15 protein-coding genes are annotated in these 17,038 nt (G+C 46.6%); 9 read left to right on the plus strand and 6 right to left on the minus strand.

The genetic code is table 11. The features are described from left to right. The first annotated feature begins 2 nt into the window (after positions 1 to 2). The 4 genes from bepA to ACWYU8_RS02830 are packed head-to-tail and all read left to right on the plus strand — an operon-like array spanning position 3 to position 2,854. Positions 3 to 1,454 carry a beta-barrel assembly-enhancing protease gene (bepA, locus tag ACWYU8_RS02815; RefSeq protein ID WP_457516950.1) on the plus strand — a complete coding sequence of 484 codons (1,452 nt, stop codon included), beginning with the start codon at positions 3 to 5 and terminating at the stop codon, positions 1,452 to 1,454. 16 nt (positions 1,455 to 1,470) lie between these two features. Beyond that, on the plus strand, positions 1,471 to 1,821 hold the full coding sequence (gene arsC / locus ACWYU8_RS02820) for an arsenate reductase (glutaredoxin) (RefSeq protein WP_457516951.1): 351 nt from the start codon (positions 1,471 to 1,473) through the stop codon (positions 1,819 to 1,821). Then, a complete protein-coding gene (wrbA, locus tag ACWYU8_RS02825) occupies positions 1,822 to 2,391 on the plus strand; it encodes an NAD(P)H:quinone oxidoreductase (protein WP_457516952.1) in 570 nt (189 codons plus the stop codon). A 22-nt stretch (positions 2,392 to 2,413) separates the two neighbouring features. Further along, entirely contained in the window at positions 2,414 to 2,854 is a 441-nt protein-coding gene (locus tag ACWYU8_RS02830) for a DUF2069 domain-containing protein (protein ID WP_457516954.1), read from the plus strand. Positions 2,855 to 2,929: 75 nt separating this feature from the next. Here ACWYU8_RS02830 and ACWYU8_RS02835 read toward each other — a convergent pair whose 3' ends face one another. After that, complete coding sequence (locus ACWYU8_RS02835) at positions 2,930 to 4,135, minus strand: DUF2066 domain-containing protein (RefSeq protein WP_457516956.1); 1,206 nt, start codon at positions 4,133 to 4,135, stop codon at positions 2,930 to 2,932. A 435-nt stretch (positions 4,136 to 4,570) separates the two neighbouring features. Here ACWYU8_RS02835 and ACWYU8_RS02840 point away from each other — a divergent pair, with 435 nt between their 5' ends. Then, the gene (locus ACWYU8_RS02840) at positions 4,571 to 5,824 is read left to right on the plus strand and encodes a uracil-xanthine permease family protein (RefSeq protein ID WP_457516958.1); all 1,254 of its coding nucleotides are present in this window, start codon (positions 4,571 to 4,573) and stop codon (positions 5,822 to 5,824) included. 93 nt (positions 5,825 to 5,917) lie between these two features. On the opposite strand, the gene upp is transcribed toward ACWYU8_RS02840, so the two are convergent. After that, on the minus strand, positions 5,918 to 6,544 hold the full coding sequence (gene upp, locus ACWYU8_RS02845; RefSeq protein ID WP_014232731.1) for a uracil phosphoribosyltransferase: 627 nt from the start codon (positions 6,542 to 6,544) through the stop codon (positions 5,918 to 5,920). 180 nt (positions 6,545 to 6,724) lie between these two features. On the opposite strand from upp, the gene purM reads away from it, so the two are divergent. Further along, a complete protein-coding gene (purM, locus tag ACWYU8_RS02850; RefSeq protein ID WP_457516960.1) occupies positions 6,725 to 7,765 on the plus strand; it encodes a phosphoribosylformylglycinamidine cyclo-ligase in 1,041 nt (346 codons plus the stop codon). A 129-nt stretch (positions 7,766 to 7,894) separates the two neighbouring features. Beyond that, positions 7,895 to 8,545: a phosphoribosylglycinamide formyltransferase gene (gene purN / locus ACWYU8_RS02855; protein WP_457516962.1), complete on the plus strand. Its 651-nt coding sequence runs from the start codon at positions 7,895 to 7,897 to the stop codon at positions 8,543 to 8,545. An 81-nt stretch (positions 8,546 to 8,626) separates the two neighbouring features. On the opposite strand, the gene ACWYU8_RS02860 is transcribed toward purN, so the two are convergent. Continuing rightward, complete coding sequence (locus tag ACWYU8_RS02860; protein WP_457516963.1) at positions 8,627 to 9,472, minus strand: class II glutamine amidotransferase; 846 nt, start codon at positions 9,470 to 9,472, stop codon at positions 8,627 to 8,629. 49 nt (positions 9,473 to 9,521) lie between these two features. Continuing rightward, the gene (gene lpcA, locus ACWYU8_RS02865) at positions 9,522 to 10,097 is read right to left on the minus strand and encodes a D-sedoheptulose 7-phosphate isomerase (protein WP_457516965.1); all 576 of its coding nucleotides are present in this window, start codon (positions 10,095 to 10,097) and stop codon (positions 9,522 to 9,524) included. Between the two features lie 351 nt (positions 10,098 to 10,448). Between lpcA and fadE the strand changes: the two genes are divergently transcribed. Further along, positions 10,449 to 12,893 carry an acyl-CoA dehydrogenase FadE gene (fadE, locus tag ACWYU8_RS02870; RefSeq protein ID WP_457516967.1) on the plus strand — a complete coding sequence of 815 codons (2,445 nt, stop codon included), beginning with the start codon at positions 10,449 to 10,451 and terminating at the stop codon, positions 12,891 to 12,893. A gap of 172 nt (positions 12,894 to 13,065) precedes the next feature. Then, positions 13,066 to 14,829, plus strand: coding sequence for a SulP family inorganic anion transporter (locus tag ACWYU8_RS02875; protein ID WP_457516969.1), 1,764 nt, complete (start codon positions 13,066 to 13,068; stop codon positions 14,827 to 14,829). Between the two features lie 215 nt (positions 14,830 to 15,044). Here ACWYU8_RS02875 and ACWYU8_RS02880 read toward each other — a convergent pair whose 3' ends face one another. Together ACWYU8_RS02880 and dnaQ are read right to left on the minus strand one after the other, a co-directional pair. Beyond that, entirely contained in the window at positions 15,045 to 16,295 is a 1,251-nt protein-coding gene (locus tag ACWYU8_RS02880) for a TIGR03503 family protein (protein WP_457516971.1), read from the minus strand. A gap of 8 nt (positions 16,296 to 16,303) precedes the next feature. Beyond that, on the minus strand, positions 16,304 to 17,026 hold the full coding sequence (gene dnaQ / locus ACWYU8_RS02885) for a DNA polymerase III subunit epsilon (RefSeq protein WP_457516973.1): 723 nt from the start codon (positions 17,024 to 17,026) through the stop codon (positions 16,304 to 16,306). Positions 17,027 to 17,038: the final 12 nt, after the last annotated feature.

The following is a 17,038-nucleotide window of genomic DNA, read 5'->3' on the forward strand; positions in this document are numbered from 1 at the left end:
GTATGTTAAAACGCACTCGATCGCTAGTTTGCCTATGTATTGCTGCTGCAATTAGTTCGCCGGCAACCTACGCCAGTAGTATTGACTTACCAGATATTGGGACTGCCGCTGGAAGTACACTATCGATAGACCAAGAGTTAATTTATGGTGATGCTTACATGCGCATGCTCAGAGCGAGTAAGCCCATTGTTAACGATCCCGTAATTAACGAGTACATTGATTCTCTCGGCCATCGTCTAGTCGCCAACGCGGCAGATGTAAAGACACCGTTCCACTTTTTCATGATACGTGACCGTAATATCAACGCATTTGCGTTTTTTGGTGGTTACGTCGCTTTGCATTCAGGACTGTTTCTGCATGCCCGCAGTGAAAGTGAGTTAGCGTCCGTTATTGCTCACGAAATCGCTCACGTCACCCAGCGCCACCTTGCTCGCAGTATGGAAGACCAAGCGAGACGCTCACCAGCGTCATTAGCGGCATTGGCTGGTGCCTTGCTTCTTTCGATTGCAGCACCAGAAGCAGGTATTGCTGCCATCACAGCAGCGACGGCTGGTAACATGCAGAGTCAGATAAACTATACGCGTGCGAATGAGAAAGAAGCCGACCGTTTTGGCATCTCGACACTGGCAAAAGCAGGTTTTGATGTACAAGCCATGCCCCGTTTCTTTGGGCGTTTAGCGGATGAGTATCGCTATGCAAGTAAGCCCCCACCGATGCTGCTTACCCACCCGCTGCCAGAAGACCGTATTACTGATAGTCGACAACGAGCACAGGCTTATCCACCGATGCGTATCGTCCCATCGATTGATTACCATCTGGCTCGGGCACGGATCGTTGCGCGTTATGCAGGCATTGATGGACCAGCCGCGTTAGGTTGGTTTGAGCGTACACAGAAAAATGCCTCTGCCGATATCATGCCAGCGTTCGATTACGGAAGGGCTTTGGTTCATTTGGACAGCAAACGCTTGTCTCAAGCTGAAACAATCCTAAAAAAACTGTTGGCACAAGACCCAGGAAATCCGTTCTATCTTGATGCGATGAGTGATCTCTATATCGAGAAAAAACAACCTGAAAAAGCGGTCGAGATGTTGAGTCGTGCGCTTGCACGTAACCCTCAGAACACAGTCCTGACCATTAACTATGCGAATGCCCTGCTTGAGGCAAAAAAATACGATCAAGCTGTCCGCCTACTTCAGCGTTACACCCATGATCGCCCCGAAGACACCAATGGCTGGCAGTTATTGTCGAAGAATTACCATGAACTCGGACGTAATGACGAAGAGCTAGCTGCACGCGCCGAAATTTTGGCGTTGCAGGCAAACTGGAATAAAGCGATTCAATATTATAGTGAAGCAAGTAAAATGGCCCAGTTGGGCAGCTTAGAACAAGCTCGATACGATGCTCGTATTGACCAACTCATGATCCAAAGAGATCGATTCATGGCATTACAATAACGAAATGGAGAAAACCATGTCAGTCGTGATATATCACAACCCTCGCTGCTCAAAGAGCCGTCAAACTCTTGAACTACTTGAACAAAATGGTGTGACACCAGAAGTTGTAAAGTACCTGGATAATCCACTTAATGTAGATGAACTGAAAGCCCTTCATGCCCAGCTTGGTTTCACATCAGTTCGTGACATGATGCGTACAAAAGAAGCCGAGTACAAAGAATTAGGCTTGGGTGAGGCGTCTGTCAGTGATGAACAACTGTTCGAAGCAATGGCACAAAATCCAAAACTATTCGAGCGCCCTGTTGTTGTCGCAAACGACAAAGCGAAAATCGGTCGTCCACCAGAGCAAGTGTTGGATATTCTATAAATGGATTGCCAGATCCTTATTTTGTACTTCAGCCGACATGGCGCAACCAAACAACTGGCAAGACAAATAGCAAGAGGAGTCGAATCGACTCCTCAATGCCAGGCAATTTTGCGTACAGTTGAAGAATTGTCACCTCACTCACATACCCCTTCCGATCCAATTGTTACTCTAGAAGAACTGAAAAATTGCGATGGCCTCGCATTTGGCAGTCCCGTTTGGTTTGGCAATATGGCAGCGCCTCTAAAGCACTTCTGGGATCAAACCACTCCTTTGTGGGTAAGCGGTGACTTAATTGATAAGCCAGCGTGTGTATTTACCTCATCATCTTCGATGCATGGTGGCCAGGAAACAACGCTACAAAGCATGATGACACCATTGTTGCATCACGGGATGATGCTACTTGGCATTCCTTATATGGAACCCGAGCTGCACTCAACGACGTCAGGTGGAACACCTTACGGTGCAAGTAGTGTAGGAAAAGATCCAAGCCTTACCAATGACGAGGCTCGTCTGGCTCAGAAACTGGGCAAACGACTCGCGACAGCAGCATTAAAGCTGAAAAGCTGTTAGTAAATTCAAGGATAGTAAATCGATGTCTCAATCTTTTGACCAACCTGCACTTGGTGCCCAGACTAAAAGCTATCGATATCTGGCTTTGTTTGGCAATTTGGCTTTGTTGGCGTGGGTAGCAATCTGGCAACTGGCATTGTCGCCTCACCCTCACTTAAGCAGCACAACTTTAGCGATTGCGTGGTGTATCCCATTGTTACTTCCTCTTCCGGGTATTTTGGCTGGTAAACCTTACACGCATGCTTGGGCTAATTTCGTGCTAATGCTTTACTTCCTGCATGGGCTGACCATCCTGTACGTCGATAATGGGGAACGTTGGTTAGCGGTGGTTGAACTGGTGCTGACTACTTTAGGCTTTTTCGGCAATATTCTGTTTGCGCGCGCACGAGGCAAAGAGCTCGGGCTAAAGCTCAAACGCTTATCCCAAGTAGAAAAAGAAGAAAAAGCCAAGTTCAATAAATAAGCACTTTCAAAGTGTCAAAAAAAGAGTCGCGATTTGCGACTCTTTTTATTATTTGGAAAACGTTATTATTTTACTTTAAGAACGTTGACGAGCGGTCCACTCGTATATGACATCATACTGTTCTTGCGCTGGCTCTACAGTGACAGACTCTGATTCCTGCCTTTCATGAACCGGCATTTCAGCCTCAGCCATCACTACATGCGAGTTTACTTGCTCTTTATCTGTCAATGTGTCCGTTGAGGTTGGCTCTTGTGTCACCAGCACAGGAAGTCGCTCTTCAACTGGCTTATTCGGCTCTTCATGCACCGCGAGTTGAGATATTGATGACACTTCTTGTTCAAAGGCCTGTTTTGATGCCAATAGATGAAGTTTAAGCGTCAACTCATTACCTTGAATACGTTTAATCTCACTCCCTGCAACCGAGTTGAGTTTCTTCAATGCACTTTCTAAACGGAAGAAATCAGAGGCTGAAGCAATGTTAACGACTTTCATCGTAATACCTTCTGAAGACTCGCCGGAGACAACGGAAGCGCTCTTACCTGCGTAGTAATCGCTAATGCCATCGACCATAGCAGTAATCGCATCAGCACCCGAAGCGGAACCACTGCGCGGTGCGCGTTGAGAAATAAGAATGGCAGATGGTGGCTGATCGTAAAGTGTCCAGCGGATTTGATCGCCTTGAGCACGCAATACCAGTACAGCATCAACAGGGTAACGTTGGCTGGCCTTAGCAATTGGCTCTACGAAACCGCCCCAAAGATCAGACGCGTTCACACCCGTAACATCATCAATATCGCCGACAGGAATAGTGATTGGCAATCCTCTCTCTTCTGCCGCAGAACGCAGATCTGCGATGCTTGAGGAATCTGAATATTCCCAGGTAACCGTGCGGTCATAAGCCTGCTCTTCGATTAGCCAGACAAGGATATTCGCTCTGTAAGGTGACCACGACGGTAACTGTGCTTGCTTGAGCAGCGCGTCAATCTGGCTATCATTAAAACGCATGTTCAAACTAGATTGACCATTGACTTGCGCATAACCAAGTTGAGAAATGTAATGTGAACTTGAGCTCAAAGCCTTTTGAATAACTGGATTGTTTAAAGATGATTGAGAACCAGTTGCTCGAACAATCACATCTTTCATCCCTTGTTCTTTAGCCAGAGACTCACCGTTTTCCTGTTCACTGTCGATGACTACTGCAGCATGATAGATATCTACCTGAGTTGATGCATACACGGGCAGGGACAACCAACCTATCAATAAGAGAGCTAAATAGTGCATAGTTTTCATTTTCCTCTAAACAAGAAACCGCATAATAAAAAACTATCAAACCCGGAGCAAGGCAGCCCAAAGGTAAATAGCTTGAAATATGAACAGCTTAGGCCACTTTCGGGACGTCCTGTAGAGTACATTAACTCGCCCCCCTTTTTCCTTAAGTGCCTGATTGCTTATGTGATGAACGTAAGAACAATTATGATCCGCCACAATGACTTATCTAATGTAAGAAATACGACATTACATCCTTGTATTTGCGGCTCATCTACCAAAATATTAATTTCAGCTCATAAAACAAACACTTTTGTTATAAAACACCTCGAAAACTATAATTTGGCCACTTAAAATCGGCGAAAAGTTTGATCTGATCATTGTCGCAAACGTTTGCTGAGTGATACTATTCGCCGGATTTGTCCGCGTATCTTTAAATAGGAAATGATTATGAAAAATGCGTTACAAGGCGCTCAGATGCTCTTTGTCGCTTTTGGTGCTTTGGTTCTAGTGCCCCTTCTGACTGGCCTCGATCCAAACGTAGCACTCTTCGGTGCCGGTGTCGGTACCCTCCTCTTCCAATTAATTACTAAACGTTCTGTCCCAATTTTCCTTGCCTCTTCTTTCGCGTTTATTGCTCCTATTATGTTCGGTATCCAGACTTGGGGTATCGGCGCAACAATGGGCGGCTTAATGGCGGCGGGCATGGTTTATATTGCTCTGGGCGCAGCGATCAAAGTTCGCGGCGTAGGCTTTATCCATAAGATTCTGCCTCCCGTGGTTGTTGGTCCGGTTATCATGGTTATTGGCCTTGGCCTGGCACCAACCGCTGTGAATATGGCGATTGGTAAAACAGGAGATGGCGGCGTTCAACTGATTAATGGTGATGCCGCTCTTATGATTTCATCAGTGTCACTACTGACGACGATTGCATTGAGTGTATTTGCAAAAGGCTTCCTGAAGCTAGTACCGATCGTGGGTGGTATTTTGGCTGGTTACTCAGTGTCACTTGCATACGGTGTGGTTGACTTTACACCAGTAGCACAGGCGGCTTGGCTTTCATTGCCAAACTTCACGACACCAGAATTCAATATTAACGCGATTCTATTTATGATCCCTGTAGCGATCGCCCCTGCTGTGGAACACGTGGGTGACATGCTGGCGATCTCAAATGTAACGGGTAAAGACTACCTTAAAAAGCCAGGCCTTCACCGCACTATCGCAGGTGACGGGGTAGCGACTATGGCAGCGGCGATGGTTGGTGCACCGCCAAATACAACCTACAGTGAAGTGACTGGCGCAGTTATGCTGACTAAAGCATTCAACCCGGTGATTATGACGTGGGCAGCAGTGACGGCTATTGTTCTGGCTCTGGTTGGTAAGCTAGGCGCAATTCTTCAGACAATCCCTGTACCTGTCATGGGTGGCATCATGATCCTGCTATTTGGTTCTATCGCAACGGTAGGTTTGAACACACTGATCAAAAACCACGTGGACCTACACAAATCTCGTAATCTGGTTATCGTTGCAGTTACGCTAGTATTCGGTATCGGCGGCATGGCTTTCGGTATTGGCGAGTTCAGCCTACAAGGCGTTAGCTTGTGCGGTATCGTGGCGATCATTCTTAACCTTGTGCTTCCACACGACCTGGGTGAAAACCACGTTGTAGATAACGCTCAAATGGAAGAAGACAAAGCAAACTAATTTGTCGAATCAACTTAGACTTATACAAAAAAGGCTTGGTATTAACCAAGCCTTTCTTCTTTGTTCACAACTGATTAAGCGTGTTTTGTGCGCTTATTTAGTACCAAAAATCTTATCACCCGCGTCACCAAGACCAGGAACGATGTAACCTTTGTCGTTCAGCTTCTCATCAATTGCCGCTGTATATAGTTCAACGTCTGGGTGTGCTTTTTCCAGAGCTTCAATACCTTCTGGAGCCGCAACCAAAACAAGAACTTTAATTTGATTACAACCTTTCTCTTTCAGAAGGTCGATCGTCGCGATCATCGAACCACCAGTTGCCAGCATTGGGTCAACAACCAGCGCGATACGCTCATCGATGTTAGACGCAAGCTTGTTAAAGTATGGTACTGGTTCTAGCGTTTCCTCGTCGCGGTAAATACCGACTACACTGATACGTGCACTTGGCATGTGCTCAAGAACACCATCCATCATACCCAAACCAGCACGAAGGATTGGCACTACTGTTACTTTTTTACCTTTAATTTGGTCAACTTCTACTGGACCATTCCAACCTTCGATAGTAACTTTCTCAGTTTCAAAGTCTGCTGTCGCTTCGTAAGTAAGTAGGCTACCGACTTCTGTCGCTAACTCACGAAAACGCTTTGTGCTGATATCACCTTCTCTCATTAGACCAATTTTATGTTTTACTAGAGGGTGCTTTACTTCAACAACTTTCATGTCCATCTCCGGCTATAGTTGGCTATATTTAAACAAACCTTCAGATTATACACGATTTCCACTAGGAAATCAGGATATATGACTAAAGAAAAAAACTCGCGCAAACGTTTGCTATCTGTATTTAAGCACTGGTAGAATAGCGCCGTTTTCATATCCAACTTAAATACCGAGGACTTCCCTGTGAGTGGTAATAACTCTTCTCTTAGCTATAAAGACGCTGGTGTAGATATTGATGCAGGCAATGCGCTTGTAGATCGTATTAAGGGTGCGGTTAAACGTACTCGTCGCCCTGAAGTGATGGGTGGTATCGGTGGTTTTGGCGCTTTATGCGAATTACCAACGAAATACAAACAACCTGTACTGGTTTCTGGTACCGACGGTGTAGGTACGAAACTTCGCCTGGCACTGGATATGAACAAGCACGATACCATCGGCATCGACCTTGTTGCTATGTGTGTAAACGATCTAATCGTGCAAGGTGCTGAGCCATTGTTCTTCTTAGATTACTACGCAACAGGCAAGTTAGACGTAGACACCGCGGCAGATGTTGTTTCTGGTATCGCGGATGGTTGTGTGCAAGCTGGTTGTGCACTTATCGGTGGTGAAACTGCTGAAATGCCTGGAATGTATGAAGGCGAAGACTACGACGTTGCTGGTTTCTGTGTTGGCGTAGTAGAGAAAGAAGATATCATTGACGGCACTAAAGTTGCGGTTGGTGATGCACTTATCGCTGTAGGTTCTAGCGGTCCACACTCAAACGGTTACTCACTGGTTCGTAAAATCCTTGAAGTTTCTGGTGCTGACAAAAACGAACTACTGGAAGGCCGTACTATCGGTGAACACCTTCTTGAACCAACTAAGATTTACATCAAATCAGCACTGAAGATGATTGAGAAGCACGACATTCACGCTATCTCACACATCACTGGTGGTGGTTTCTGGGAAAACATCCCTCGCGTACTACCTGAAGGCACTAAAGCAGTGATCGACGGTAACAGCTGGGAATGGCCAGTGATTTTCCAATGGCTACAAGAGAAAGGTAACGTAGAAACCCGCGAAATGTACCGTACATTTAACTGTGGTGTTGGCCTAATCGTTGCCCTACCTAAAGAACAAGCTGAAGCAGCAGTTGCACTTCTACAAGAAGAAGGCGAAAACGCATGGGTGATTGGTGAAATCGCTCAAGCGGAAGCAAATGAAGAACAAGTTGAAATTAACTAACTTGCGATTCTCGCTCACAAAATAAAAAGAATGAGGACACTAGGTCCTCATTCTGCTATCTGGAACTCGAAAACCATTTCAATAGTAGGTAATTTAGAAAACCTACAATAGTAAGGCAGTCTCAACATCATGAAAAACATAGTGGTCCTAATTTCTGGTAGTGGCAGTAACCTACAAGCGATACTGGAAGCGTGTGAAGCGAATATGCCTAACGCACAAGTTGCTGCCGTTTTCTCAAATAAAGCGGATGCTTACGGATTAGAGCGAGCGAAAAAATTCAATGTTGATGGCCATTTTGTCGATCCAAAAGCATTTGAATCACGCGACGCATTTGATGCTGAGTTAATGAAACAAATCGATCAGTACAAACCTGACGCAGTCATTCTGGCCGGTTACATGCGCATTCTCAGCAGCGAGTTTGTCCAGCATTACATGGGGAAGATGATCAACATTCACCCTTCCCTGCTGCCAAAATATCCAGGCTTGCACACCCACCAGCGTGCCATTGATGCAAAAGATAAAGAACACGGCACCAGTGTCCATTTTGTGACGGAAGAGCTAGACGGTGGCCCAATTGTTCTGCAAGCAAAAGTGCCTGTTTTTGAAGATGATGATGCGGAAACACTGGCAGCACGCGTGCAAACCCAAGAGCACACCATCTATCCAATTGTGACGAAGTGGCTGGTTGAAGACAGACTGAAGATGCAAAACGGTAAAGCCTGGTTAGATGGCAAAGAACTCGGTAAACACGGTTACGCTGCCGCTGAGGATGAAGAGTAGTCCTCTAACTCTTTCTCGCAGATTTAAAAAATCAAAAAAGGCAGTCAATTGACTGCCTTTTTAATAGCTAGAATGAATGGATTATTCCAAAGGTTCCGTCGGCGCCTGGCTGGCTACTTTCTTTGGTGCAAAAGCAACATCAGTAAGCTCTGCGGCGTTGCCATCAATCAATTCACCTAAATGAAACAAACCATATTCGCCTGGCTTCATTCGCTGCCATGCTTCATTGCCGGTAAGCGGTTGAGTCGCGATAACAGAAACAACATCGTTTGGCGTTGTCTCTTCCTGGAAGTTAATTTCCACATCTTCATCAAGTAATGCAGCTTTACCGAATGGTGCTCGGCGGGTGATCCAATAGAGGTGATTAGTGCAATAGGTCATGACAAACTCACCGTCACTGAGCAGCATGTTAAATACACCTTTCTCTTTGAGTTGATCACAGCACTTTGCAACATAGACAAAAACCGATGCCATATCCTCAGGAGGCTCTGGGTATCTATCTTCCATTTGCTTCAACAACCAGCAAAACGCCAGTTCACTATCGGTCTGACCTACCGGACGATGTCGTCCCGTATGCAGGTCCTGATAATCAGACAACTGACCATTGTGAGCAAATGTCCAATACTTACCCCACAATTCACGCGTGAATGGGTGAGTATTTTCTAAATTGACTCCACCACGATTCGCCTGACGAATATGACTGACAACAGCCCGGCTTTTGATCGGATAGTTCTGAACAAGTTCAGCTATTTTGGAATCACAGCTTGGCTTAGGATCTTTAAACGTCCTAAAACCTTTCCCTTCATAGAAAGTGATTCCCCAGCCATCACGGTGTGGGCCAGTTCGGCCTCCACGCTGCATCAAGCCGGTGAAGCTGAAACAGATATCCGTTGGGACATTGGCGCTCATGCCGAGCAATTCACACATGGTGTAACGAACTCCTTACCTATACAGCCCAAAAGAAGCTGCTAAAAACTTATTCCATCTCTTTCTCAATCAGCTGAATGATGATGTGAATAATCTTAATGTGTACTTCCTGAATACGATCAGCATAGCCAAAGTGAGGAACACGAATTTCAACGTCGGCCAAGCCTGCCATTTTACCACCGTCTTTGCCCGTCAGTGCAATGGTCTTCATGCCTTTTGCTTTAGCAGCTTCAATTGCTTTAAGAATATTGCCTGAGTTGCCAGATGTTGACAAACCAAACAGTACGTCACCTTTACGACCTACTGCTTCAACATAACGAGAAAATACAAAGTCGTAACCAAAATCGTTACTCACGCAAGATAGATGGCTTGGGTCTGAAATCGCAATACCAGCGTAGCCTGGACGATTATCACGGTAGCGACCGGTCAACTCTTCAGCAAAGTGCATTGCATCACAATGTGAACCACCGTTACCGCATGACAGCACCTTACCTTCTTGTTTAAAAGAATCCGCAATCAATTTCGCCGCAGCTTCTATTTGAGCGATGTTCTGGTCATCGCTTAAAAATTTGTTGAGCACTTCAGCAGCTTCGTTCAGTTCACTTCTAATCAGATCTTGGTACATAAGACGTTCTCTTTATTATTTCGGCCATCGGCGTGCATCTGCATTACCTTAGCATATTGTTCTGATGCCAATCTGGCTCCGGACATTTCGTTACTGAGAGTTTACCCACAAACGAGAATTAGTGTCGATAGCGAAGCAACAGATTTGGATTGGTGGCAGTAATAAACTTAGTAAATTGCCTAAGAAAACAGCATCCAAATCTCACTTTTAGAATCTTTACTCTATTTGGTTCGCTTTTTGCTCAATATTGGGTTTTACATTTTATTAATATTCTGATTACAATTACAGTAACTGGTTAGACCTCTTATCAGAATACAGACACACTTATAAAGTCTGCAAAGGAAAACACATATGGACATCTTGCTTTCAATCATTGCGCTGACAGTCGTTTTAGGGATTACGCTCTATCACCGAATGTCACTCGTAAAATCCGTCAGCCTTTTAACCGCTGCCATGTTACTGCTGACAATCATCGGTTCTGTTGGCTTTATTGGCTGGGCTATTTACGTTCTTGCTATCGCCGTTTTTGCCATATCGGCAATTCGCCAGTCTCTTATCAGTCGTAAGGCTTTGGTGGTTTTCAAAAAAGTCCTGCCTGCAATGTCTCAAACCGAGAAAGAAGCCTTGGATGCCGGCACTGTCTGGTGGGAAGCCGAGCTATTTAAGGGTAAACCTGAATGGCAAAAACTACATGCTATCCGCACACCTAAACTGAGCGCTGAGGAGCAGGCTTTTCTAAATGGCCCAGTCAACGAAGTGTGCGCTATGGTGAACGATTTTCAGGTCACTCATGAGCTTGCTGACCTGCCACCAGAAGTCTGGCAATACCTGAAAGACCACAAATTCTTCGCCATGATCATCAAGAAGAAATACGGTGGTCTGGAGTTCTCGGCTTACGCACAATCACTGGTTTTGCAAAAACTGACCGGCGTTTCTGGCGTTCTGTCTTCTACCGTTGGCGTGCCTAACTCATTAGGTCCGGGCGAACTGCTGCAACATTACGGTACAGAAGAGCAGAAAAACTACTACTTACCTCGTCTGGCCGAAGGCAAAGAGATCCCATGTTTCGCCCTAACCAGCCCAGAAGCCGGTTCTGATGCGGGTTCTATCCCAGACTACGGTGTTGTGTGTAAAGGTCAGTGGGAAGGCAAAGAAGTATTGGGTATGCGCCTGACATGGAATAAGCGCTACATTACGCTTGCTCCAGTGGCAACCGTGCTTGGTCTTGCTTTTAAACTGCGCGATCCTGAAGGCCTGCTTGGTGATAAAGAAGATCTCGGTATCACTTGTGCGCTAATCCCAACCAACGTGAAAGGCGTAGAGATTGGTAACCGCCACTTCCCGCTTAACGTTCCATTCCAGAACGGCCCGACACGCGGCAAAGATATCTTCGTTCCTATCGATTTCATTATCGGTGGTGAGAAGATGGCTGGACAGGGATGGCGTATGCTGGTTGAGTGTTTGTCTGTCGGACGTGGTATCACCCTGCCTTCAAACTCAACCGGAGGCATCAAAACAGCGGCACTGGCAACCGGTGCTTACTCACGTATTCGCCGTCAGTTCAAACAGCCTATCGGACACATGGAAGGCATTGAAGAACCATTGGCACGCATCGCCGGGAACGCTTATGTAATGGATGCAGCCAGTAACTTAACGGTGGCTGGTATCGATCTTGGTGAGAAACCATCGGTCATTTCAGCGATAGTGAAGTACCACTGTACTCACCGCGGTCAACAAAGCATCATCGATGCAATGGACATCGTCGGTGGTAAAGGTATCTGTATTGGTCCTTCTAACTTTCTGGCACGTGGCTACCAAGGCTCACCAATTGCAGTGACCGTAGAGGGTGCCAATATTCTTACTCGCTCTATGATCATCTTTGGTCAGGGTGCAATTCGTTGTCATCCATACGTTCTGGAAGAAATGAACGCGGCATATTCTGAAGCAGATGACGCGGTTGAGAAGTTTGATAAAGCGCTAGCTGGTCATGTCGGCTTCACCATGAGTAACCTTGTGCGCAGCATTTGGTTTGGCTTAAGCGATGGTCTTGGTTCATCAGCACCAACCAAAGATGCAACCAAACGTTACTACCAGCAACTTAACCGTTACAGCGCAAACTTAGCCCTGCTGTCTGATATTTCTATGGCGGTGCTTGGCGGTTCGTTGAAACGTAAAGAGCGCCTGTCTGCACGTCTTGGTGACATCCTAAGTCAACTGTACTTGAGTTCAGCAGCACTGAAACGTTTTGATCAAGATGGCCGCCCGGTGGAAGATTTACCATTAGTTCACTGGGGATTGCAAGACAGCTTGAAGCAAGCTGAAGTTGCGATTGATGAGTTCCTGGCGAACTTCCCGAACAAAGTGATTGGCCGAGTACTTCGCGTCCTCATCATGCCATTTGGTCGTGTGCGAAAAGCACCAAACGATAAACTCGACAGCAAAGTCGCTCGTATTCTGCAAACACCGAGTGCAACACGCTCCCGCATTGGTCGCGGTCAGTATCTGGAGCCAACAGAGCACAACCCTGCGGGTAAGATTGAGTTGGCACTGTCTGTGATTCTACAAGCGGAGCCTGTGTTTGACAAAGTGTGTAAAGCACAAGGTAAGCGTCGTCCATTCTTGCGTCTGGATATGATTGCAGAGGAAGGGTTGAAGCAAGGCATCATTACTGAGGAAGAAGCTGAGCTGCTAAGAGAAGCAGAGCAACATCGCCTGGACACCATCAATGTTGATGACTTTGCACCAGAACTGTTGGCAGCAAAGCCAAGCTATCCTCAGATGGACAACGTTGCCTAAGAGGATAAAACGGTAGTGGATAAGTAAACCGGGAGCCAAATGGCACCCGGTTTTTTGTTCTGAACTTTATAGGCAAGCTGCTTTCACGATGTTGACTGATAAATAGCTCACAGAAGGTTTAACAGGACGATGTATACTTTACAGTAACTTAACCACAAATAGGGCAAATCTATTGGTCAAAATCTTACTCTCCCAGTGGTTCCCAGGGTTCAGGCAACTCAAGAATTACCAACGCGAATGGCTCACGAATGACATTCGAGCTGCTTTTTCTGTCGTTGCTGTTGCCTTACCAGTCGCTATCGCCTACGCACAATTAACTGGTGTTTCGGCCATTGTCGGCCTCTACTCATGCGTGTTGCCAATGCTGGTTTACGCCATGATGGGCACTTCCCGACAACTCATCGTAGGCCCAGATGCTGCAACCTGTGCGGTGATTGCAGCTGTCGTTGCACCTCTTGCTGCAGGCGATCCGACCAAACACTGGCAGTTAGTGATGACCATGACAGCAATGACCGGCATTTGGTGTGTGCTGGCGAGCCGCTTCAAATTGGGTATTTTTGCTGATTTTCTCTCTCGTCCAATACTGCTTGGCCTGCTTAACGGTGTCGCACTCACCATCATTGTTAGCCAATTTTCGAAAGTCGTCGGATGGCGTTACGAACAACGTTATCTATTGGAACGCTTGTGGGAAGCACCACAACGCTTAGCTGAACTTCACTGGCCAACGGTGGCATTAAGTGTCTCTACGATCGTTGTGTATTTGGTCACAAAACGCTTTCGACCATCTTGGCCAGCGGCAATGCTTGCCATACTAATCACGACCGGTTCTGTTTGGTTACTGCATTTGCAAGATATGGGCGTTTCGGTGGTGGGTATTACACAAGGCGGCTTCCCTAATTTTCAAACTCCCAAGTTTGAACTGGGTGAAGTACGCGAACTGGTGGTTCCGGCATTGAACCTTGCTATTGTAAGTTTTGTCAGCATGATGCTCACCGCGCGCAGCTTCGCGGCTAAAAACGGCTATGACATAGATGCCAACACAGAGTTCAGAGCCTTAGGATTTGCCAATATTGCCTCGGCATTTTCTCAGGGCTTCGCTATCAGTGGCGCGGATTCTCGCACCGCAGTCAATGACGCCAATGGCGGGAAAACCCAACTGGTATCCGTCATTGCCGCACTCACTATCGCGGTCATTGCTGTTTTTATCTATGAGCCTTTACAGTTTATCCCTATTGCTTCACTCGGAGTGGTATTGATCATAGCGTCGTTGTCGTTACTCGATCTTAAAGGGATATGGACGTTAAGAAAGCGCGACAAAGACGCCTTTTATCTCGCAGTCACCACTTTTGTTTCCGTACTAGTGATTGGCGTGATCCCGGGAATTACGTTAGCTGTACTTTTGGGACTATTTCAATTTTTGCGTATCGTCATGCGTCCCAGCGATCAGATCCTTGGCTTAGATGACGAAGGTACCATTCGCTCCGTCGATGACACAGGCAAAGCGACGCCAATTCCGGGCATGGTGATTTATCGTTTTAACTCACCACTTACCTATTTTAATGCCGCCTACTTTAAGCGCCGTATACTAGAACAGGCAGAACATACCAAGGATGTAAGTTGTGTCATCGTGGATGCGGTATCAAGCTTTACCCACCTAGATTTAAGTGTGATGGCAACATTATCAGACATTCACGAAATCTTAAAAAAACGGGGGATACGATTAATTCTTGCCGGGCGTAAAAGACGTTTACGTCAATGGTGCGAGCTAACGGGCATCAGCACCAGCGAAGGCGGTATCTTATTGCGTGCTGATATGTATCTCGCCATTAAACTCAGTGGCTGCTATATCAGTGCCGTCGGTGAAGGGCAAGTCCCAGCCGTACAAAAAGAACCCGATTTGGAACCCACTCCGAAGCCAATTCCCGAAGTTGCTTAATAGCAATTCGCATATCCAAGTCTAGCGTCACCCTGAACAGCGACGAAGGAGCGTGATTCAGGGTCTTCTATCCGAGCACGCTGTTGTCAAAGATATTCCTATATCTTCTCAGCACGCTGATATTAGATTCCTAGTCTCGCTATGGCTCGCTGGAATGACCCGACAAGAGTCGTTAAGCGCCGGACACTCAACTAATAGGCTCCGCTTTCTTGTATCTAGCTTTTCGGCATTTGTAGCTGCATCTCGGGTATGGCATCTCTTTTGGCTTTCAGCTTACGCCACGCCAGCCAAACCAAGATGCCCAATACCAACATCACTACATTGCCTACGGCGATAATGACCATACTGCGCATACGATCCTCTTCGCGCTCAGCGATGAGGCGTTTATCTCGCTCAATTCGGTGCTGCTCAGCAAGTTCAGCTTGTTTGGTTTTACGCGCCGCTTCCAGATCAACTTCATCCACCACACTGAATGATTGTTCTTGAATTGGGAAAACCAACGCACGTTGCGTAGCGAAATCGGTCGCAAAGATATTTCCGTGCCATGAATACTTGCCCAGTTCAGGATCGTTATTCAAGTCTAATGTGGTTTTCAGACCATCTTGAGATACGATACCTTGGCTAAAACTTTTAAATCCATCAGGTGCGTTTTGTTCAACACTTACGGCCAACGAACCCGGTGCTATCATGCCTTGCTCACCGCTGACCACGAGTTGATGGGGTTGGCCTTGTTCGCGCGCCTGAATAAAGCTACGAGATATCGGATTTGGATAGACTAATACCACCTGCTCTTGGGCGCGTAAAAATACGCCGTTCCCAGAAGTAATACGTGCGCGATATTTGCCTGGCTCCACTTCAATAGGTAACTGGACTGTAAAGACACCATCGCCGGCTTGCTCGTCTAAATCACGACCATCATCCGCAAACTCACCGATGGTGAATGGTACGGGGCGAGCTTCTTTAATCAAGTCATCTTCGTTTTCGATAAACTTAGTGAAGGTCACGCGCAGGTTTACACGATCGAGGAAGTCTCTGAGAACAAGTGGTTTATCATCTGACGTGAGGCTCGCGGTAAACTTAAGTGCCTCCCCGTTATACAGGTGGTTAGGGAAAACGTCTGTGCTTAAGCTTAAATGAGAAATTAAACGGACGTTGTTTTTGGGAGAGACCTTACCTACCGCCTGCCAGGGGCCTGCCATCGGCTTATCAATTGAGACGATGTCGAGCGAGGGTTCCTGATACCAGCGCACATCATCGTATGCTCCCCAGGCATAATATTTTTTACCGTCAGGGCGTACTAAAACAACAGGTTGAGAACTTTGTTCACGATAAACCACAAAGGTGATTTGTTCGATACTGGGATCGACACGAAAACGGTTATTTAACAAAGACATGGCGGACTCACTCGCCGCACTTGCAAAACAAGCCCAGCTCACCAGAACAGCGGCCAACAAAGCCCTCAACATAGCTTCTCCTATTGATGCCAGAGGCAATTATTCACCAGCTCTAATCTTTTCTGGTGTGCATCTACTTCATCGGCACTTGCTCGTAAAACCTTTAGCGCTTTTCTGCCCTCAACCCGACGCACGCTTTCTACGCCCCCCTCTTGCTTGTTGGCGTTAAATTCAAGGCTTGTTTGGCCACCGGTCATCAGTAGGTAAACGTCAGCCAGAATCTCCGCATCGAGCAATGCCCCATGGAGCGTACGGTGAGAGTTATCAATGCCGTAACGTTCACAGAGGATATCGAGGTTATTTCGCTTACCCGGGAAGATTTTCTTCGCCATGGCCAGCGTATCGGTCACCTTACAGAAATCATCCGTTTTTCCGATAGTTGGATCGAGCATTTCGAACTCGTAGTCCATAAAGCCGGTATCGAAGGGCGCGTTGTGAGCAACCAGCTCCGCCCCTTTGATGAAGTCGAGAAACTCTTGGTGAACGTTCGCGTAATCGGGTTTATCAACCAGGAATTCATCCGTAATACCGTGCACCTCAACCGCTTCGGACTGAATTTCACGGTCTGGCTTTAAGTAGACATGGAAGTGACGCCCAGTCAGCTTACGGTTAATGATCTCCACGGCACCAATTTCGATGATGCGGTGTCCCATGTAGTGAGGGCCGCCTTCGAGGTTCATACCGGTGGTTTCAGTATCGAGGACGACAATGCGACTGTATTCAGAATTGCTGCTGGTATTCATAAGGTTATGTAT

The organism is Vibrio limimangrovi (assembly GCF_054064025.1).